General features: G+C 41.1%; 20 protein-coding genes. 18 read left to right on the forward strand and 2 right to left on the reverse strand.

Going from position 1 to position 17998, the window contains the following annotated elements; genetic code table 11:
- Positions 1 to 27 precede the first annotated feature (27 nt).
- The 4 genes from J663_RS06155 to pgaD all read left to right on the forward strand — a co-directional run bounded on the left by J663_RS06155 (position 28) and on the right by pgaD (position 4381).
- Complete coding sequence (locus J663_RS06155) at positions 28 to 366, forward strand: FKBP-type peptidyl-prolyl cis-trans isomerase (RefSeq protein WP_002117532.1); 339 nt, start codon at positions 28 to 30, stop codon at positions 364 to 366.
- Between the two features lie 244 nt (positions 367 to 610).
- Positions 611 to 2605, forward strand: a complete 1995-nt coding sequence (gene pgaB, locus J663_RS06160) for a poly-beta-1,6-N-acetyl-D-glucosamine N-deacetylase PgaB (RefSeq protein ID WP_033848546.1) — start codon at positions 611 to 613, stop codon at positions 2603 to 2605.
- 13 nt (positions 2606 to 2618) lie between these two features.
- Complete coding sequence (gene pgaC / locus J663_RS06165; protein WP_033848547.1) at positions 2619 to 3878, forward strand: poly-beta-1,6-N-acetyl-D-glucosamine synthase; 1260 nt, start codon at positions 2619 to 2621, stop codon at positions 3876 to 3878.
- An 83-nt stretch (positions 3879 to 3961) separates the two neighbouring features.
- A complete protein-coding gene (pgaD, locus tag J663_RS06170; RefSeq protein ID WP_033848549.1) occupies positions 3962 to 4381 on the forward strand; it encodes a poly-beta-1,6-N-acetyl-D-glucosamine biosynthesis protein PgaD in 420 nt (139 codons plus the stop codon).
- Between the two features lie 102 nt (positions 4382 to 4483).
- Here pgaD and J663_RS06175 read toward each other — a convergent pair whose 3' ends face one another.
- Complete coding sequence (locus tag J663_RS06175) at positions 4484 to 5272, reverse strand: crotonase/enoyl-CoA hydratase family protein (protein ID WP_033848551.1); 789 nt, start codon at positions 5270 to 5272, stop codon at positions 4484 to 4486.
- Positions 5273 to 5517: 245 nt separating this feature from the next.
- Between J663_RS06175 and pnuC the strand changes: the two genes are divergently transcribed.
- Positions 5518 to 6099 carry a nicotinamide riboside transporter PnuC gene (gene pnuC, locus J663_RS06180; protein WP_033848552.1) on the forward strand — a complete coding sequence of 194 codons (582 nt, stop codon included), beginning with the start codon at positions 5518 to 5520 and terminating at the stop codon, positions 6097 to 6099.
- 14 nt (positions 6100 to 6113) lie between these two features.
- A complete protein-coding gene (locus tag J663_RS06185; RefSeq protein WP_033848554.1) occupies positions 6114 to 6413 on the forward strand; it encodes a hypothetical protein in 300 nt (99 codons plus the stop codon).
- Positions 6414 to 6459: 46 nt separating this feature from the next.
- Here J663_RS06185 and J663_RS06190 read toward each other — a convergent pair whose 3' ends face one another.
- The gene (locus J663_RS06190; RefSeq protein ID WP_033848556.1) at positions 6460 to 7272 is read right to left on the reverse strand and encodes an IclR family transcriptional regulator; all 813 of its coding nucleotides are present in this window, start codon (positions 7270 to 7272) and stop codon (positions 6460 to 6462) included.
- A 273-nt stretch (positions 7273 to 7545) separates the two neighbouring features.
- On the opposite strand from J663_RS06190, the gene J663_RS06195 reads away from it, so the two are divergent.
- From J663_RS06195 to J663_RS06250, 12 genes are read left to right on the forward strand one after another with little or no spacing between them, the layout of a single operon-like run.
- Positions 7546 to 7851 carry a non-heme iron oxygenase ferredoxin subunit gene (locus tag J663_RS06195; protein WP_002117586.1) on the forward strand — a complete coding sequence of 102 codons (306 nt, stop codon included), beginning with the start codon at positions 7546 to 7548 and terminating at the stop codon, positions 7849 to 7851.
- A gap of 27 nt (positions 7852 to 7878) precedes the next feature.
- A complete protein-coding gene (locus J663_RS06200; RefSeq protein WP_005070730.1) occupies positions 7879 to 8178 on the forward strand; it encodes a recombinase-like helix-turn-helix domain-containing protein in 300 nt (99 codons plus the stop codon).
- Positions 8179 to 8194: 16 nt separating this feature from the next.
- A complete protein-coding gene (locus J663_RS06205; RefSeq protein WP_005070727.1) occupies positions 8195 to 9262 on the forward strand; it encodes an aromatic ring-hydroxylating oxygenase subunit alpha in 1068 nt (355 codons plus the stop codon).
- Positions 9255 to 10019 carry an SDR family oxidoreductase gene (locus J663_RS06210; protein ID WP_033848558.1) on the forward strand — a complete coding sequence of 255 codons (765 nt, stop codon included), beginning with the start codon at positions 9255 to 9257 and terminating at the stop codon, positions 10017 to 10019. The genes J663_RS06205 and J663_RS06210 overlap by 8 nt, the downstream gene beginning before the upstream one ends.
- Before the next feature lie 11 nt (positions 10020 to 10030).
- On the forward strand, positions 10031 to 10960 hold the full coding sequence (locus tag J663_RS06215) for a VOC family protein (RefSeq protein ID WP_033848560.1): 930 nt from the start codon (positions 10031 to 10033) through the stop codon (positions 10958 to 10960).
- A 29-nt stretch (positions 10961 to 10989) separates the two neighbouring features.
- On the forward strand, positions 10990 to 12201 hold the full coding sequence (locus J663_RS06220; RefSeq protein WP_033848562.1) for an NAD(P)/FAD-dependent oxidoreductase: 1212 nt from the start codon (positions 10990 to 10992) through the stop codon (positions 12199 to 12201).
- A 42-nt stretch (positions 12202 to 12243) separates the two neighbouring features.
- A complete protein-coding gene (locus J663_RS06225) occupies positions 12244 to 13467 on the forward strand; it encodes an MFS transporter (protein WP_033848565.1) in 1224 nt (407 codons plus the stop codon).
- Between the two features lie 23 nt (positions 13468 to 13490).
- Positions 13491 to 14012 carry a cupin domain-containing protein gene (locus J663_RS06230; protein ID WP_002117566.1) on the forward strand — a complete coding sequence of 174 codons (522 nt, stop codon included), beginning with the start codon at positions 13491 to 13493 and terminating at the stop codon, positions 14010 to 14012.
- 35 nt (positions 14013 to 14047) lie between these two features.
- Positions 14048 to 14872: an alpha/beta fold hydrolase gene (locus J663_RS06235; RefSeq protein ID WP_033848567.1), complete on the forward strand. Its 825-nt coding sequence runs from the start codon at positions 14048 to 14050 to the stop codon at positions 14870 to 14872.
- Positions 14873 to 14887: 15 nt separating this feature from the next.
- A complete protein-coding gene (locus J663_RS06240) occupies positions 14888 to 15682 on the forward strand; it encodes an SDR family oxidoreductase (protein WP_004703156.1) in 795 nt (264 codons plus the stop codon).
- A 15-nt stretch (positions 15683 to 15697) separates the two neighbouring features.
- Positions 15698 to 16489 carry an aspartate dehydrogenase gene (locus tag J663_RS06245; protein WP_033848569.1) on the forward strand — a complete coding sequence of 264 codons (792 nt, stop codon included), beginning with the start codon at positions 15698 to 15700 and terminating at the stop codon, positions 16487 to 16489.
- A 13-nt stretch (positions 16490 to 16502) separates the two neighbouring features.
- Positions 16503 to 17969, forward strand: a complete 1467-nt coding sequence (locus tag J663_RS06250) for an aldehyde dehydrogenase (protein ID WP_033848570.1) — start codon at positions 16503 to 16505, stop codon at positions 17967 to 17969.
- Positions 17970 to 17998: the final 29 nt, after the last annotated feature.

The following is a 17998-nucleotide window of genomic DNA, read 5'->3' on the forward strand; positions in this document are numbered from 1 at the left end:
TTAAAGATTCAGATTAAGGGGTAAACCATGTCAAATGAATTAGAAATTATCGATTTAAAAGTAGGCGAGGGTAAAGAGGCTGTTAAAGGCGCTTTAATCACGACTCACTATACAGGTTGGTTAGAAGATGGCACAAAATTCGATTCTTCAATTGACCGCGGTAATTATTTTGAATGTGTGATTGGAACAGGCCGTGTAATTAAAGGCTGGGACCAAGGCATTATGGGAATGAAAGTTGGCGGCAAGCGTAAATTAATCGTACCTGCTCATTTAGCTTATGGCGAGCGTAAAATGGGTAAGATTATCCCAGCTAATTCTAATTTAATTTTTGAAATTGAATTATTCGATGTCAAAACTCGTGACTAGTGAAGAACTTAAAGCCCTTTAGAGGGCTTTCTTGTTTATATGAGCTTTAAATATAAATACATTATTAATTTATATTTTAGCTTTATGAATATTTAAGATTATTTTCAGATTATTTGATTATAAATGCTAACTGAAAAACTGTTCATTTGCAGGCAGTGTGATATTAAGACCAAATTTCAAAAAGTTTGTGGCTTAACATCAAATTTCACATAAATAATCTATATTGATATTGAGACGCTATTTCATGACTATCCGCTTTGCATCTCCTTTGTTGAACATATCACTTGGCTTGGCCTTGGCAGGTTTGTCAGGCATGGCATTAGCTAAACCACCTAAACTGGACGCTTCAACACTTACGGTGATTGGTTATCATGAAATTACCGATACTAAAAATGCCTTAATTCCTCAATATGCAGTGACCACTCAACAATTTACACAGCACGTTGACTGGCTACAAAAAAACGGATTCCATTTTATTACGGTTGATCAGTTGATCCGTGCTCATCAGGGTAAGGCTCAACTGCCTACAAAACCAGTTTTATTAACTGTAGATGATGGTTATCAATCTTTCTATCAAAATGCTTATCCAGTCATTAAAGCTAAAAAAATTCCGGTTGTTCTTGCTGTTGTAGGTTCATGGTTAGAACCAAAAGCAGGGCAGAAAGTTGATTTTTCAGGGGAAGAAATCCCACGTGACAAAATCTTAAGCTGGGGTGAGCTGAAAGAGATGCAAGATAGTGGTTTTGTAGAAATTGCAAGCCATAGCTATCATTTACACCGCGGTATTACAGGCAACCCGCAAGGTAACTCTGAACCTGCTGCAACAACTCGTTTTTATGATGTTAAAACTCAAACCTATGAGAACGATGAACAATATCAATCACGTATCTATAATGATTTAAAGAAAAATAACGAGCTACTCAAAGCGCATGGCTTACGTTCACCACGTATTATGGTGTGGCCATATGGTCGCTATAATATGCAAACTGTCCAAATTGCGAAAAAATTGGGTATGCCAGTGACTATTACACTGGATGATGGGGCTGATCACGCAAAACAATCTCTACAAAATATGAGCCGTATTTTGGTAGAAGGCGATATGACGACTGATGATTTGGCTCAAGAAATTAAAAATCGTGAATTGAATTTAACGGATAACAACCGTCCGCAAAAAATTATGCATATCGATCTGGACTATATTTATGATCCAGACCCGAAACAGCAAGAACGTAATTTAGGTCATTTGTTAGACCGAATTAATGCGATGGGTGTAAATACTGTCTATTTACAAGCATTTTCAGATCCAGATGCGAATGGCTCTGCTGATATGGTGTATTTCCCAAACCGTCATATTCCAATGCGTGCCGACTTGTTTAACCGTGTAGCATGGCAAATTCAAACGCGTACGCCTGTAAGTCGTATTTACGCGTGGATGCCTTTATTGGCATGGGAACTACCAAAAACTGATCCAGTTTCTAAAGATTTGGTTGTGACGGAGCAAGCAAAAACAGGTGAACACCTCAACATGGGTTATATCCGTTTAAGTCCGTTCTCAGCAGACGCACGCCAAACTATTCGTGAGATTTATCAAGATTTGGCGAAGTCATCTTCATTTAACGGAATTTTATTCCATGACGACGTCACCTTATCTGACTATGAAGATGCAAGCCCAGATGCCTTAAAAGCTTATGCGAAACAAGGTTTACCTACAGATTTGGCAAAAATTCGCGATAACGATCAAGATTTGCAAAAGTGGACGGCATATAAGACAAAATATCTAGATGATTTTGCAATGCAACTTGTTGATGACGTGCGACAATATGAACCGTTCTTACTCACCGCACGTAACTTATATGCGCAAGTTGCTTTAAAACCATATGCAGAAAACTGGTATTCACAATCGCTTGAAGAGTCATTAAAACGTTATGACTTTACGGCTATTATGGCAATGCCTTATATGGAACAGGTCGATAATGCTGATCAGTTCTATAAAGATATGGTTGATCGCGTGAAACAATATCCAAATGGTATTAAGAAAACCGTTTTTGAATTACAGGCAACCGACTGGCGTAAAAACGAAAAGGTACCTTCAACTGAAATGGCCGCAACAATTCATTCTCTTTATCAGCAAGGTGTAATGCATGTCGGATATTACCCAGATGACCCAATTAAAGATCATCCGGATGTGGACACTATGCATAAAGCATTTGCTGAAAAATCATCTCGTCTTGTGCCGTAGTTGAGGCTAAAACATGACAATCTTTGCTGCAATATGGTCGCATGCCTTAAAATTCGTTTTCTATTATCCATTATTCATGTCGTATTTATGGATGATTGGCGCGATCATTTTCTATTGGAAAGAACGTCAGGCTCCGCCTTACGATCAACCTGCTCCATTAGAGAGTTATCCAAAAGTCGCTGTGTTAATTCCTTGTTTTAATGAAGGGGATAATGCAGAAGAAACTATTAGCCATGCATTAAAACTGGACTATCCTCATTTTGAAGTGATTGCGATTAATGATGGTAGCTCGGACAATACAGGCGAGGTACTCGACCGGTTAGCAGCACAATATGAAAAACTCCGTGTTGTTCATTTGGCTCAAAACCAAGGTAAAGCGATGGGGCTGCAAGCCGGAAGCTTAATGACCGATGCCGAGTTTTTAATTGGTATTGATGGGGATGCTTTACTTGATCCTCATGCAGCAAAGTGGATGATTCGTCATTTTCAGGAAAATCCAACAGTTGCAGCTGTGACGGGTAACCCACGTATCCGTACTCGCTCAACTTTATTAGGGCGTATTCAGGTCGGTGAGTTTTCTTCGATTGTCGGCATGATTAAACGTGCACAACGTACCTTTGGACGCTTATTTACCGTATCTGGTGTTATTACCGCTTTTCGTAAGAGCGCTGTTCATCAAGTGGATTATTGGTCACCAAATATGTTGACTGAAGATATCGATATTACGTGGAAATTGCAGCGTGCAGGCTGGGACATTCGTTTTGAACCGAATGCCTTAGTCTGGATTTTAATGCCTGAAACTTTAAACGGTTTGTGGAAACAGCGTTTACGTTGGGCTATGGGTGGGGCACAGGTATTAATTAAAAATATTGATGTGTTCACTAAGCCAAAATTAAATTTTTTATGGCCATTAATGTTTGAGCTGTGCTTAACCTTAGTTTGGTCGTATTTAATGCTCGCGATGGCTTTATTATGGTTGGTACATTTTATTTTACCAGTCCCTGCTTTAGCCGTTGTGAGCTCTCCATTTTTACCGTATGGTAGCGGTATTTTATTGGGGGCGACTTGTCTCATTCAGTTTGCTTTAAGCAAATGGATGGATAGTCGTTATGAACCACATCTAGGAAAAAACTATTTCTGGATGATCTGGTATCCATTGGTCTTTTGGCTAATCACCATCTCGGCAACTATTGTGGCATTTCCGAAAGTTTTAAAACGTGGAGATGAGAAACGTGCGCGTTGGGTGAGCCCGGATAGGGGCATTCGTGGATGAAATGCAATAGTCATGAGATTTTAAAGATCGTGCTGTATTGATGTCTGGGGAAAACCACAGCACTTCGTTAGGTAAAGAGAGAAATGAAGACAAATTCGTTGATTATTGATTTACGCCGTCAATTACCATGGCATAAACGCTATGCTTCTACAACAAGCACAGCCATGATGTGGGCGGTTTGGTTGTTGCTGTGGCGTCCATTTGTACTAATCTGGGTTTTGGCTGAGCTCCAAAAAACACATTTGGTTCACCGTTTGTTTAGTGCGTTTGGTTTAGGCATTGAACATGGCATTACTGCGTTAATTGCTTGTGCAATTTGCTTATTGTTGTGGAGTCATGTGCTGCCTGAGCATCGTGTTGGCGGTAATGCGCTTAAAGCAAAACAGACTGATGATTATGCGCGCTATTTTGATTTACCTGAATATGAAATTGAGCAGGGACGTAGTCAGAAAATTACAGTCGTTCACCATGATGAATTAGGTAAAATCGTTAGAGTTGAATAAAGCATATTAATGAAAAAAAGCCCGCATCATGTGGGCTTTTTTTACGCTAATTTCAGTATATCCATAAGTTTTAAACTGTAGAGTGCAGTGCTTGTGCGGGTATTATTTACCTTTGAAAACAGGAGGTCGTTTTTGCAACATGGCAAAAACACCTTCTTGAACATCTTCTGTTGTGAGCAATGGTTGAAGATGGCTTTGCAATTGCTTAAAGGCAACCTCGTAACCTTCGTTAATAGCTTCACGAGCAGAGGCGAGGGTCACTTTTACAGCAAGAGGAGCAGCTAGCGCAACATGTTCAGCAAGTTCTATTGCACGGTTGAGTTGAGAACCATCTGGGCATATTTCGGTAATCAGGTTCATATCAAAAGCTGCTTTTGCATCGAAAGAGTCACCAGTGAGTAAATAACGCATGGCTTTGGCCCAGCCTGCGGCTTGAGTAAAACGTGCAGTAGCTCCCCCAAAAGGTAAGATGCCACGTTGAACTTCCATTTGAGCAAATTGTGTATTTTCACTCGCAATCGTAATATCTGCGTTGAGGAATAGTTCTATACCAGCGGTGTAACAATAACCTTGTACCGCTACTATCAAAGGTTTACTGAGCTTTTGGCCGATTGTGCCCCAAGGGTTAATTTCATTTTCACTAAAATCAAAAACACCTGTAGCGAGTTTAGGTTGTAACTCAACTAGGTCTAAACCAGCTGTAAAATGATCGCCATGAGCAAAAATAACCGCGCAGCGCAGGGCATCATTATTTTCATATTCGGTGAGTGCTAGTGATAAGTCTTTGATCATGTGACTATCAAAAGCATTACGTTTTGCTGCCCGATCTAGACCAATTAAAAAAATATGCCCGCGAGTTTCACGGCTGACTTTTCCTTCTTGATTTGACATATTGTCATGCTCTTTATTCGTCTTTAATCATGTTTTAAACAATCATTTAAAAACTAGCAAATATAATTTGTTGATGACTCGATCAGTATTTCTTTTGTCTATGTATTGAAGTAAATCAAATTTATGCGAAAGGACCAATCCTAAGATAACGTCAATTTCTATCATTTATTTAAATTAGCAGTTTGCTTCGCTTTATATTTTTCTCATAATACCTCGTCAAATTGATCTCAATAAGCAGCTGTTTTATGTCACCTCTAGAAATCTTTGCGGTCTTGATTAGCCTGATTGGAGTCGGATTAACGGTAATCCGTAATATGTGGTGTTGGCTGTTTAATTTCTTTGCCTTTGTTTTATATGCCTATTTGTTTTACGAATTTAAGCTATATGGCGAAACGATTTTGCAGTTCTTTTTTATGGTGGTAAATTTTTATGGCTTTTACTACTGGCTTAAAAGAAAGCAGCAAGATCACGATATTCGAATTGAACCGATTGCAGTTCAAACCGCTGTCATCCAAATGATCATTGCCGCGGTAGGTGGCTTGCTTTTTGGCTTAATTCTTAAAAACTTTACCGATGCAGCAGTGCCTATGCTCGACTCTCAACTTGCAGCATTTAGTTTGCTTGCAACGTATTGGACCAGCCGAAAACATATTGCGACTTGGGTACTTTGGGTATTTGTCGACATTATTTATGTCGGTATGTTCATCTATAAAGATTTATTTTTAACAGCTGCGTTATATGCAGCATTTGTTTTGATGGCAGCTTATGGTTGGTATCAATGGGAAAAGGTTAAAAAGAAACAGCTTTTAGCCTCTAATCAGCTTTAATTTGGAGAGTGATCATGTTGTTGAGCTTAGAGGTTTATAAACAACAACAGTTTGATCAAATGGCTGCAAAAATAATGGCCAAGCCAAAAGAATATTGTGAATTTAATTCTGTATCTGATTTTTATAACGCTGCATGGCTCAACGGTTTTCCACAAGGTAGCCAGATTTCAGCTACTGGTTTAGATGATGGTGCTGAAGAGTTTTATGCAGTTATTCAGTTTAAACAACAGTATTTGAAATTTGATATTAAAGAAAATAATTCGATAATTATCTTTCAGGATATGAATGGGAATGTTTTAAAAAGTAATTTTTGATTTATAAAATAAAATCTAAAAAAAAGCGACTTAACGTCGCTTTTTTTTAATAAATAAATTTGGAAATTTTATTCGCTGTTTCAACAACTAGGTTTGCGATATCTTCTTTAAATGTTCTTTCATCGTAAGTGGTAATTGGACAACTTACAGAGATAACAGCGACCATTTTACCGTTTGACTGTTTAAAAATAGGCGCCGCGCAGGCTGCCATATCGTGATTGTAATGACCCCAGCTCACCATGGTTTTTTGAGTTTTTACGTATGAAAGCCTTTGCAATAAAGCTTTTAAATTGGTTGGCGTCAGATCAGAGAAACTGTCCCAATCGCTAAAATTGCGGTAACGCTGACGTACTTCAGTTTCAGGTAAATCAGATAAAAGCATTTGACCAATGACAGTTGCATGGGCAGGCCAGCGAGTTCCTAAACTAATGTTGCTCGTGAAGGTTCCCATAGACTGGATATTATTTACAAAGACAATATGAGTACCTTCTAAAATAGAAAGATGTACAGCGAGTTTGGTTTGGTCACGTAGTTCTTTCATTAATGGTGTCGATAAATCGAGTAATGAAAGTTTAGATAAACTGTTAAAACCAAGTTCCATGACTTTGGAATCGAGTGCATAAGTTTTTTGAGATGCTTTTCTTAAATAGCCACAAGATTCGAGTGTATAGATCAGACGAAATGCACTAGAACGGTTCACTTCTAAAATTTCAGCAATTTCTGTAATGGTCATTTCTTGCGCTTGTTGATTAAATGCTTGCAAGATAGCTAAACCCCGTACAAGTCCGGGAACTAAATATCGGTCATCATTTTTTGTTGTTTCCGATTCGTGCGAATCTTCTTCAATTGCTATGCTCATTCGTGTCATTTTCCTATAAATAAAACATGATTCAATTTGGGGCATGCTGCTTTATTTTATAACTATTGTAATTGTTAAAAATGCATAAAACAATTTTTATATTTAAAACTTTGTTTCCTTCTTGAAACGTAACAAAATATTTAAAAATTAATAACACAATGAATTTTATATTTATTTTTACTTTGACAAAAAATGATCAAGGGGATTATGCTTAGCTTGTGTTTTGAAAATCAAATTATGTTTTGTATATAAAACAAAATGAGGACGCAAGGTATGAGTTGGATCTCAGTTTGTCAGCAGGGTGACGTTAGCGAAGATGAGCCGAAAGCCATCGAAATTGAAGGGAAAAAAATAGGCGTATTTTTCGTCGATGAAAATTACTTTGCTATCGAAAATGTTTGCCCTCATGCGTATGCCTTATTAACCGAAGGATTTATCGAAGATCAGACTGTTGAATGTCCATTGCACGAAGCAATTTTTGACATTCAAACAGGTGAGCTAAAAAGTGGGCCAGGGTGTAGAAACCTATGTACGTACCCAGTTCGTGTTGAAGGACAGGATATTCAAATTCAACTCTAGTCCTCACATGTACAAGGAAGCAGAACAATGAAGACATTTAATGAAAAGTTGGCAAGCTGGATTCATGCAACGCCGGCAACCGAAGCAGGTATCAACAATATTCAAATTCCAGGTCAATCTGAATTGTTGGTTTGGCAGACACGTTATAAAGAACCAACTCTCTATGAACAGGATTTTGTAAAAAACTTGATTCAGGCATTTTCTGCGGGCGCAACAGAGTTAGATGACGTTGTTTCTGCACTTAATCAACAGGGTTTCCGCTGTGAATCTGGTGATGAATGGACTTCTGCAAGCTTTACAGAAGAAATGCAACGTTTAGGTTATTGATTCAGGGAAGAATAAAATGAACGCAATCGTATCAACTTCACAAAGCGCTGAAGAATATTTAGAACTTGGTTTACGTGACCAATGGCATCCGGTTTTGGCAAGTTGGGAAGTCGCTGCTAATCCAGTCGGTATTACCCGTTTAGGCGAAAATATCGTGGTTTGGCGTGATGCCGAAGGTCAGGTTCATGCACTTGAAGATCGCTGTCCACACCGCGGTGCTCGTCTTTCCCTAGGTTGGAACTTGGGTGACCGAGTTGCTTGCTGGTATCACGGTGTTGAAGTTCGTGCTGATGGTGTAGTTGCTGATGTGCCAGCGGTTCATGAATGTCCAATGACCGGCACTAAATGTTTAAAGAACTATCCTGTCATTGAGCAACATGGCGCAATCTTTATCTGGTTTGGTATTGATGCAAATGAACAACCAGCACCGCTTGAGTTCCCAGAGCAACTTGCAAGTGAAGAGTGGAGTGCGTTCCTTTGCCAAGCAGACTGGAAAGTAAACCATCAATACGCGATTGATAATGTAATGGACCCAATGCACGGGACCTATTTACATGCGACATCGCACTCGATGGCAGATGGTGAACGTACTGCAGAGATGAAGCACCGTACCACCGATAATGGCTTTGTTTTTGAAAAAGAAGGTCAAACAGGTGTGAACTTTGACTGGGTTGAATATGGTTCAACAGGTGCAAGCTGGTTACGTCTTTCAATTCCATACCGTAAACAATTTGGTCCAGGTGGTGAATTCTGGATTGTGGGTTATGCAACGCCAATTGATGCCAACAATACTCGCGTATTTTTCTGGCGCTGCCGTAAGGTGAGTGGTTGGCAACGTAATGTATGGCGTTTCTTATATCGCAATCACTTAGAACAGTTGCATTGGGATGTATTGGAACAAGACCGAATTATTTTAGAAAACCTTGCGCCAAATGCGCGTGAAAAAGAGTTCCTCTATCAACACGATGTGGGTCTTGCACGTTTACGCCGTTTAATGAAAAAAGAAGCTGAAAAGCAATTAAAGAAAATTGCTGCACTAAATGCATCAAACCGTATCGAGATGCAGGAAGAAGCTCATGGCTAATGTAGCGTTGTTGCAAGGCAAAAAAGTTTTAGTGACTGGTGCTGCACGTGGTTTAGGTCGAGATTTCGCTCAAGCCATTGCCGAGGCTGGTGCTGAGGTTGTGATGGCAGATATTTTATCTGACTTGGTGCAACAAGAAGCACAAGCGTTACAGCAACAAGGGCTAAACGTTCATGCTGTCACCGTTGACCTTGCCAATGCAGACTCTATTGAAAATGCGGTTGCAAAAAGCGTTGAAGTATTACAGGGACTAGATGGCCTTGTGAATTGCGCGGCACTGGCGACCAATGTCGGTGGAAAAAATATGATTGATTATGATCCTGAACTTTGGGATCGGGTCATGAATATTAATGTGAAAGGCACATGGCTCATCAGTAAGGCTTGCGTTCCTCATTTAAAGCAATCGGCTGCTGGCAAAATTATTAATGTCGCTTCCGATACAGCACTTTGGGGCGCACCGAACCTGATGGCTTATGTTGCGAGTAAAGGTGCAATTGTAGCCATGACGCGTTCAATGGCAAGAGAGTTGGGACAGTTCAATATCTGTGTCAACACATTGTCACCGGGCCTTACTCTGGTTGAAGCAACCGAGTATGTGCCACAGGAACGTCATGATTTATATGTCAACGGAAGAGCGATTCAACGTCAGCAACTTCCACAAGATTTAAATGGAACAGCATTGTATCTACTGTCGGATTTGTCCTCTTTTGTGACAGGTCAAAATATTCCGGTCAATGGCGGTTTTGTCTTTAACTAAGGAGTAGTCAAATGATTACAGGGATCGAGATTTTAAAGTTTGGAGTTGAAGATAGAGCCGCTTCAAACAAGTTTTTGGCAGATTTTGGTTTAAGCCAAAGTACTTCGGATATTGAAGGCACAGATCTTTACCAAACCCAAAATGGCAGCAAAATTTATTTATTTAATTGTGATGATGACCTTTTGCCTGCTGCCATTGAACAAGGTTCAACTTTACGTGAAGTCACTTGGGGCGTTGATAGTCTTCAAGACCTAGAAGACTTAGCTGTACGTTTGGCTGATGTAAAAGGTTTTAAACGTTCTGAAAATACAGTTCAGTGTCTTGACCCAAATGGCATGACCATTCGTTTTGAACAAAGTTTTGTAAAAGAAGTACCAGAACTTAAAACGGAAGGTATTAACCAATACGGCAACATTCAACGTGTGAATGCAGCAAGTCCTGTATATGAAAAAGGTCAACCTGTTGCGATTGGACATGTGGTGTTCTTCACACCGGATTTGGCAACTACTGAAAACTTCTATATTGAAAAAGTAGGCTTTCATTTATCTGATGCTTACAAAAATCGCGGTGCATTCTTACGGTGCCGCGGTGAAGGTTATCACCACGATTTATTCTTACTTAGCGTTCCAAATAAACCTGCGGGCCTAAATCACGTTGCATTTGTTGTTCGTGATATTCATGAGGTGATTGGAGGCGGTTTACATATGAACCGTTCAGAGTGGTCAACCTTTATTGGACCGGGACGTCATCCAATTTCTTCTGCTTATTTCTGGTACGTCAACTCACCATTGGGTGGTGCATTTGAATATTACACCAACGATGATTATTTGACCGAAGAATGGCAGCCACGTGTAGAAGAACATCGTCTAGAGCTTTTCACCGAGTGGGCGATTGAAGGTGGTCTTGATGACAAACCCCGCCGTCAGGTAAAGCCTGTGTAACAGGCATTGCTTTACAAGGAAGAAAGGCTATGGAAAAGATTGTAATTGTAGGGGCGGGGCAGGCTGCAGGTTGGGCAGTTAGTACCTTACGTCAAAATGGATATATGGGTGAAATTCATGTGGTCTCAAATGAAGATCAGGTGTTTTATGAGCGTCCGCCATTGTCTAAGCAAGTACTTTCAAAAGAAGCAAGTTATGAAAGTTTGAATCTGTTCTCTCCAGAACAGGTTCAAGAGTTCAACATTCAATGGCACAAACCGGAAATTGCAACAAAAGTCGATCGCGAGCAAAAGCAGGTTCATTTAGAAAGTGGTCAGATTTTGCCGTATGACAAATTGCTGATTGCAACTGGAAGCCGTGCGCGTGTACCCGTCAATACATGGCAGTTCATTCCAAATGTTGTGACTTTACGCAATGTGCATGACTGTGAACGTTTGGCTGAAATTTTAAAGAATGCAAAAAATGTCGCTGTGATAGGCGGTGGCTGGATTGGTTTAGAAATTGCTGCAACTGCACGTAAGCAAGGTAAAGATGTTCATATTTTTGAGTATGGCGACCGCTTATGTGCAAGAAGCGTGAGTCCGGAAGTTTCTGCATTTTTAAAAAATATGCATGAAACCCAAGGCACAAAAATTCATTTAGACAGCAAGAGCCTTCATTTGGTTGAAGCGCCGAATCAGAAAGTTGAAGTGGTGAACCATCCTCAAAATAGTCAGTTATTTGACTGTGTTGTGGTAGGTGCAGGCGCTGAAATTGCCAAAGAGTTAGGTGTACATGCTGGTCTCGATGTGAAAGATGGCATTGTAGTGAATTGTTTTGGGCAAACTTCAGATCAAAACATTTATGCCGCAGGTGATGTCGCGATTCATCCTGGTTTGGGTTATTGCATTCAGTCTTGGGCAAATGCACAAAATCAGGCAATTGCAGCAGCAAAGTCGATGCTCGGCATTGAAACTGAATATAGCGATATTCCATGGCTTTGGTCAGATCAATATCACTTTAATATCCAGATTTTAGGTACGTATCAGCCTGAAAAAACGAAGGAAGTAGTCATTCGCCAAGGCGGGGAAGATCAGGTGAGCTATTTATATCTGGACCATGAAAATCGTTTGCTCAACATGATAGCCATTAATGATTCTAAACTGGTCAAACTGGCAAAACGTTGGATGCAAGCCAACACCGTTTTAGATCCAAAACTATTAGCAGATGCTGAATTTAATGTCATGAAGTTAAAACCGTAAACATTAAATCTGGTTCTCATTACCAAATCGAAGGAATGACACATGAGTAATGAAGAAAAAAGTGGATTGAAGCATTGGGTACCTGCTTTTGTCCTTATGGTATGTGTGGTACTGGCGTTTTTCGACAAGATTAGTATTGCGGTTTTATTTTCAGATCCTCATTTTCAAAGTGCAATGGGAATTGCTGAAGATAAGGCCAAGCTCGGATGGCTCATGACAAGTTTCTTACTTGCTTATGGTTTTTCATCAGTCTTTCTCAGCTTTTTGGGTGACATCTTTAACCCAAAGAAAATGCTGTTCTGGAGCGTAACGTCGTGGGGCGTACTCATGTTCTGTATGGGGTTCACCACCAGTTATTCAGGCATGTTGGTTTTACGTGTACTGCTTGGTTTAGCAGAAGGCCCGTTATTTGCCTTGGCATACACCATTGTTAAGCAGACTTATACGGACCGTCAGCAGGCACGTGCTTCTACCATGTTCTTACTTGGAACACCGATAGGTGCATTCCTTGGGTTCCCGATCACTGCAAATGTTTTAGCTCACCACGACTGGCACACCACTTTTTTTGTGATGGCTGCGCTAACCCTGATTGCGATTTTTAGCATTGTTTTTGGTCTGCGTAACTTGCAGCTCAAGAAAACTGTCGAAATTGAGGGCGAGAGTAAACGCACTAATTTCAAAGGTCACATTGCCAATACTAAATTGCTGCTCAGCAACAGCGCATTCTGGTTGGTTTGTCTCTTTAACATTGCGCTGATGACGTATTTGTGGGGCTTAAACAGCTGGGTTCCTTCTTACTTAATGCAAGACAAAGGATTCAATCTCAAAGAGTTTGGGATCTATTCAAGCTTTCCGTTCATTGCCATGTTAATTGGCGAAATTATCGGTGCGTTTTTATCTGACAAGTTAGGCCGCCGCGCAATTCAAGTATTTAGCGGTTTATTACTCGCGGGCATCTTCATGTATGTGATGGTCATTATGACTGAGCCATTATTGATTATTGCTGCCATGTCTTTAAGTGCTATGGCATGGGGTTTTGGAGTAGCAGCTGTATTTGCTCTGCTTGCAAGAGTCACGACCTCAAATGTAGGGGCGACTGCGGGTGGAATATTTAACGGTTTAGGTAATTTTGCAAGTGCAATTGCGCCTGTTCTTATCGGTTACATCGTGATGCAAACACATAGTTTTAATTTAGGAATTACCTTCTTGGCTGCTGTCGCTGTCATTGGGTCGTTGTTCTTGGTTCCTCTTTTAAAACGTTATTAATTCACTGTATAGGAGTTTAAAAAATGACTACACAACAATTCGAATCGTGGGCACAACCAGAGGGTGCTTCTTTAGAAGATTGGTTAAACACACGTATTGCTCGCTTTGAGACACGTAAATACGACTTCGATGCTTTGAAGTTCCAAGCAGATTACGACCCGAAATATCGTCGTGCACAAATGCGTTACATGGGTACGGGTGCAACAGGTGTTGCAAATGACGGTAACACCGTTCCAGCAGAAAACTTCACATTTTCAACCATGGTTCTGCCACCACAGTGTGAAGGCCCTTTGCACATTCACCACGATGTTGAAGAAGTTTTCTTTATGCTCCGCGGCGAAATTGATTTGTTCATTGAGCACAACGGCGAAAAATTTGAAACCCGTTTAAAAGAGCGTGACCTGATTTCAATTCCACCGGGTATTTACCGTGGTCTATTTAACCCAGGTCAAGAAGATGCCTTGATGTGTGTGATGTTGGGAACAGGTAAACCAACAATTCCGAACTATCCACCAGAGCATCCGTTGTCTCAAATCAAACGTTAATTGTTTGATGAAGTGAATGAAGGAAAGAATTGAAAATGATGACACTCATTGAAAAGTTAGCAGAATTTCCGGTGAAAACCGTTACTGTTCAAGGCCAGCAGCAAGCCTATCGGGAAGCCGGTCAGGGCGAGTACCTTGTGCTGTTGCACGGCATTAGTTCAGGTTCTGCTTCATGGGTAAACCAACTTGAAGTGTTGTCTCATCATTTTCATGTCATTGCCTGGGATGCACCGGGCTATGGCAAATCAGATGAACTTTTAACTGATCAGCCCAATGCGACCGACTACGCAAAGCGTTTGGTTGCGTTGTTTGATGTTTTAAAAATTGAAAAAGCAATTGTGGTCGGACACTCATTAGGTGCCTTACAGGCCAGTGCATTTGCTGCACTGTACCCAGAGCGAGTGGAACACTTGGTTGTTGCTAACTTAGCACAAGGCTATCAACGCCACGATGAGCAAACACAAATTCAGGTTTTTGAAAAAAGACCAAAAATGTTGAAAGAACTAGGCGCTAAAGGAATGGCCGAAAGCCGTGGACCTCATTTGATTTATAAACAAGAGCCACAAGCCTTAGCTTTAGTTTCAGAAGTAATGCAGCAGTTGACCTTACAAGGTTTCACACATGCATCGTACTTACTGGCATATGACGAAATACGTAATTACTTAACCCATTTAAAAGTCCCATGCACAGTCATTGCAGGGCAGCAAGATCAAATCACTCCTGCGTTAGGTATACAAGAGCTTGCTCAGGAATTGCAGTTGGAACAGCGCTTCGTCATAGAAGATGCAGGACATTTAAGTTATGTCGACCAACCGCAAGCATTTAACCAAATTATGTTGACGATTCAGGAACAATCGTAAGAGAGATTAAGGATTATGAGCTTCCAAGTTGAAGGAAAAGTTGCAGTTGTTACCGGTGGCTCATCTGGGATTGGGCTGGCTGCTGTTGAAATACTGGTTGCAGAGGGTGCAAAAGTTGCTTGGTGTGGTCGCGATGAAGAACGTCTAAATGCTTCAAAGCACTATATTTTAGAAAAATTTCCGCATGCCAATATTTTTACCAAAGCATGCAATGTGTTGAAAAAAGAAGAAGTTCAGCAATTTGCCAAAGACGTCAAACTCAATTTGGGCAATGTGGACATGCTCATTAATAATGCTGGGCAAGGCCGTGTTTCAAATTTTGAAAACACACAAGATGAAGACTGGATGAAAGAAATCGAGCTGAAATATTTCAGTGTTTTACATCCGGTACGGGCTTTTCTTGATGACTTAAAACAGTCGGCAAATGCCTCAATTACCAATGTGAACTCGTTACTGGCATTACAACCGGAACCGCACATGATTGCGACTTCATCTGCACGCGCTGCACTGTTGAATTTAACCCATTCGTTGGCGCATGAGTTTACTCAATATGGTGTTCGCGTGAATTCAATTTTACTCGGAATGGTCGAATCTGCGCAGTGGAAACGCCGTTATGAAACCCGTTCAGATTTAAATCTGTCATGGGAAGAATGGACAGGCAATATCGCAAAAAATCGTGGCATTCCTATGCAGCGTTTAGGCCGTCCAGAAGAGCCTGCACGTGCTTTAGTTTTCTTGGCATCACCATTGGCATCTTACACCACAGGTTCGGCAATAGATGTCTCAGGTGGTTTTAACAAACATTTATAAATATTAGGTGCTGTCATGAAAAAGTTGATGATGATTGGTTTTGGCGCAATGGCAGCAGAAGTGTATGCCCACTTGCCTCAAGATCTGCAACTCAAATGGATTGTCGTGCCATCTCGTAGCATTGAAAAAGTTCAATCACAAGTCTCGTCTGACATTCAGGTGATTTCAGATATTGAGCAATGCGATGGTACCCCAGACTATGTCATTGAGGTGGCAGGTCAAGCAGCAGTGAAAGAGCATGCTCAAAAAGTTTTAGCGAAAGGCTGGACCATTGGTCTGATTTCGGTGGGTACTTTGGCTGATAGCGAATTTTTGGTTCAGCTTAAGCAAACTGCCGAAAAAAATGATGCCCATCTGCATTTACTGGCAGGGGCTATCGCAGGGATTGACGGGATTTCTGCAGCCCAAGAAGGGGGTTTGCAAAAAGTCACTTACAAAGGCTGTAAAAGTCCAAAAAGCTGGAAGGGTAGTTATGCAGAGCAATTGGTCGATCTAGACCATGTTGCTGAAGCTACAGTCTTTTTCACAGGAACTGCGCGTGAAGCTGCCATGAAATTTCCAGCTAATGCCAACGTTGCAGCAACCATTGCACTTGCAGGACTTGGTATGGATGAAACCATGGTTGAGTTAACTGTTGATCCAACCATCAACAAAAACAAACACACTATTGTGGCAGAAGGTGGCTTTGGGCAAATGACTATTGAACTGGTGGGCGTGCCGTTACCAAGTAACCCAAAAACATCAACTTTGGCTGCGCTTAGCGTGATTCGTGCTTGTCGCAACAGTGTAGAAGCAATACAGATTTAAGAAGGATTTGATCATGGCAAAGGAAATTTATATTGCAGGTGAATGGCGATTAGGCAGTGGTGCAGTCATTCAAAGCCTGTTTCCGGCAGATCAGTCGGTAAACGCTGAGCTTTCAACAGCAACGCTTGAAGATGTAAATGAAGCAATTGAAAAAGCGGATCAGGCTTGGCGTCAACCGAGCTGGAGAAACAGTTTGCCGCATGAGCGCGCACGTATTCTCTACAAAGTTGCAGACATTATTGAAGCGCGTGTAGATGAATTAGCCAAATTACAAACACGTGATAATGGTAAGCCTTTAACCGAAACTCGTGGCTTGGTGATGAGCGCGGCGGCAACTGCACGTTATGTTGCTGCGGCATGTGAAACATTGAACGATGAGCTCACCACTCAACGTGCTCCAGACTTTATGACCATGAGCGTGCATGAACCTGTGGGCGTTGTAGCAGCCATTACCCCTTGGAACTCTCCAATTGCGAGTGAAGTTCAAAAGCTTGCTCCAGCTTTGGCAGCAGGAAATGCCGTGGTGTTAAAACCAGCTGAAGCGACTTCACTGATTGCTTTAGAGCTTGCCAAAATTTTTGAAGAAGCAGGTTTACCAAAAGGCTTACTCAGTGTGTTAGTGGGGCGTGGTTCTGTGATTGGTGATGCTATTGCTCAGCACCCATTGGTTCGTAAAATTTCTTTTACAGGTGGAACAACCACGGGACGTCATTTGGCACACATTGCCGCAGATAAACTGATTACTACTTCGCTTGAGTTAGGTGGTAAGTCACCAACCATCGTTTTGCCGGATGCGGATGTCGAACTGGCAGCTAAAGGTGTCGCGTACGGTATTTTTAGCTCGGCAGGCCAAGCGTGTATTGCAGGTTCTCGCTTGTTTATTCATAGCAGTCTTTACGATCAGTTTTTAACGCATTTGGTTGAAATTACCAAAGGCTTACGTGTGGGCCATCCAGAACAAGCTGGTGTGCATTTAGGTCCACTGGTCAATGACAAACATTTGCAATCAGTTGACCGCTATGTGCAGCTTGCTAAAAGCGAAGGTGGTCAGGTTCTAATTGGTGGTGAAGCGCTTACGGCTGGTGACTATGCCAAAGGAAGCTATTACTTACCCACCATTATCACGGGCTTAAATAACAGTGCTCAAACCTGTCAGGAAGAAATTTTTGGCCCTGTTTTAGTCGTTATGAAATATGACAACGAGCAAGATTTAATTGCTCAAGCCAATGACAGTTGTTTTGGTCTTGCCGCAGGTATCTGGACTGAAAGCTATCGCAAAGCTTGGCGTATTGCACGTGCATTAGAAGTGGGAACGGTATGGATTAATACCTACAAAAAATTCTCGATTAGTGCGCCGTTTGGTGGCTTTAAAGACAGTGGGATTGGGCGCGAAAAAGGCCGTTTGGGCATTTTATCGTACATGCAACAAAAGAGTATTTATATGGGGCTGAATGAACAGCCTAACCCTTGGTGCGATTAATAAATTCAAGGACTGAAAACAAATTTTGA

It is taken from the genome of Acinetobacter sp. 826659 (assembly GCF_000588515.1).
In the GTDB taxonomy this organism is placed as follows: Bacteria; Pseudomonadota; Gammaproteobacteria; order Pseudomonadales; family Moraxellaceae; genus Acinetobacter; species Acinetobacter pittii.

Excerpts from the sequence above, each read along its gene's own strand:
- J663_RS06155 (WP_002117532.1), top strand. The coding sequence starts at position 28 with ATGTCAAATGAATTAGAAATTATCGATTTAAAAGTAGGCGAGGGTAAA.
- J663_RS06185 (WP_033848554.1), top strand. The coding sequence starts at position 6,114 with ATGTTGTTGAGCTTAGAGGTTTATAAACAACAACAGTTTGATCAAATG.
- J663_RS06235 (WP_033848567.1), top strand. The coding sequence starts at position 14,048 with ATGATGACACTCATTGAAAAGTTAGCAGAATTTCCGGTGAAAACCGTT.
- J663_RS06250 (WP_033848570.1), top strand. The coding sequence starts at position 16,503 with ATGGCAAAGGAAATTTATATTGCAGGTGAATGGCGATTAGGCAGTGGT.
- J663_RS06190 (WP_033848556.1), bottom strand. The coding sequence starts at position 7,272 with ATGAGCATAGCAATTGAAGAAGATTCGCACGAATCGGAAACAACAAAA.
- J663_RS06245 (WP_033848569.1), top strand. The coding sequence starts at position 15,698 with ATGAAAAAGTTGATGATGATTGGTTTTGGCGCAATGGCAGCAGAAGTG.
- pgaC (WP_033848547.1), top strand. The coding sequence starts at position 2,619 with ATGACAATCTTTGCTGCAATATGGTCGCATGCCTTAAAATTCGTTTTC.
- J663_RS06175 (WP_033848551.1), bottom strand. The coding sequence starts at position 5,272 with ATGTCAAATCAAGAAGGAAAAGTCAGCCGTGAAACTCGCGGGCATATT.
- J663_RS06230 (WP_002117566.1), top strand. The coding sequence starts at position 13,491 with ATGACTACACAACAATTCGAATCGTGGGCACAACCAGAGGGTGCTTCT.
- J663_RS06205 (WP_005070727.1), top strand. The coding sequence starts at position 8,195 with ATGAACGCAATCGTATCAACTTCACAAAGCGCTGAAGAATATTTAGAA.
- J663_RS06225 (WP_033848565.1), top strand. The coding sequence starts at position 12,244 with ATGAGTAATGAAGAAAAAAGTGGATTGAAGCATTGGGTACCTGCTTTT.
- J663_RS06210 (WP_033848558.1), top strand. The coding sequence starts at position 9,255 with ATGGCTAATGTAGCGTTGTTGCAAGGCAAAAAAGTTTTAGTGACTGGT.
- pnuC (WP_033848552.1), top strand. The coding sequence starts at position 5,518 with ATGTCACCTCTAGAAATCTTTGCGGTCTTGATTAGCCTGATTGGAGTC.
- J663_RS06200 (WP_005070730.1), top strand. The coding sequence starts at position 7,879 with ATGAAGACATTTAATGAAAAGTTGGCAAGCTGGATTCATGCAACGCCG.
- J663_RS06195 (WP_002117586.1), top strand. The coding sequence starts at position 7,546 with ATGAGTTGGATCTCAGTTTGTCAGCAGGGTGACGTTAGCGAAGATGAG.
- J663_RS06215 (WP_033848560.1), top strand. The coding sequence starts at position 10,031 with ATGATTACAGGGATCGAGATTTTAAAGTTTGGAGTTGAAGATAGAGCC.
- J663_RS06240 (WP_004703156.1), top strand. The coding sequence starts at position 14,888 with ATGAGCTTCCAAGTTGAAGGAAAAGTTGCAGTTGTTACCGGTGGCTCA.
- pgaD (WP_033848549.1), top strand. The coding sequence starts at position 3,962 with ATGAAGACAAATTCGTTGATTATTGATTTACGCCGTCAATTACCATGG.
- J663_RS06220 (WP_033848562.1), top strand. The coding sequence starts at position 10,990 with ATGGAAAAGATTGTAATTGTAGGGGCGGGGCAGGCTGCAGGTTGGGCA.
- pgaB (WP_033848546.1), top strand. The coding sequence starts at position 611 with ATGACTATCCGCTTTGCATCTCCTTTGTTGAACATATCACTTGGCTTG.